The sequence below is a fragment of the Aeromonas popoffii genome, assembly GCF_000820025.1.
Lineage (GTDB): Bacteria > Pseudomonadota > Gammaproteobacteria > Enterobacterales > Aeromonadaceae > Aeromonas > Aeromonas popoffii.
On the sequence record NZ_CDBI01000090.1, the window covers coordinates 657 to 1,239 of the forward strand.

The 583-nt window shown below is 52.5% G+C and carries 1 protein-coding gene; it reads right to left on the reverse strand.

What is annotated here, in order from left to right; all coding sequences use genetic code 11:
• Window positions 1-156: 156 nt before the first annotated feature.
• Window positions 157-441 (reverse strand): hypothetical protein, encoded by a 285-nt coding sequence (locus BN1129_RS18865; protein ID WP_042038630.1) that lies wholly within the window; start codon window positions 439-441, stop codon window positions 157-159.
• Window positions 442-583 lie beyond the last annotated feature (142 nt).

Below are 583 nucleotides of genomic sequence, written 5' to 3' on the forward strand. Positions count from 1 at the left end.
ATGGCGAGACCGCCCCCTTCTATGTGGATCGGCCGGTGACGGTGTGATGATAGGGGAGGCTGTGGAACGAAAAACGGCGGGGAGGCCCGCCGTTTTTATAGTGATTTGCCAAACGTCTTCAAGGGGAGCTGTAACTGTTGAGGTAGAGATTTGGTTTTAACGCAGTGCCAACCGTCTTATCATGGCCAGTGGCTGAGATGAGGCGGAAAGGGGGAGGATGGCGTTCTCTAACCATTGCCAATCCAGTGGTGGAGTGCCTTCCTTGAACTTCTGGTATGGCACGCCATCCTTGATGGTAAGAAACAGGGTGCATGGCGTGTCCGCGCGACAAATGTAGCGCACCATCACCTCTCCCTTCAGGGATTGCAGCAGATGTTTCAAAATCGGCAATCCATGGACCGTCTGATGTCCACCTTCATGCCAGACGCCAAATTGATACATTCCTTCAATACCTTTTGCTCAAGTAAATCTGAGTATTGATTCCCTAGGCAAACTTGCCACTGTCAGAAATGACAGGTCATTGGGGTCTCAGGAAGCGAGCTGTAGAGGAGCTGCTGTCGTGAATGGCGAGACCGCCCCCTTC

Coding starts and splice junctions, on each gene's coding strand:
- BN1129_RS18865 (WP_042038630.1), bottom strand. CDS start 441: ATGTATCAATTTGGCGTCTGGCATGAAGGTGGACATCAGACGGTCCAT.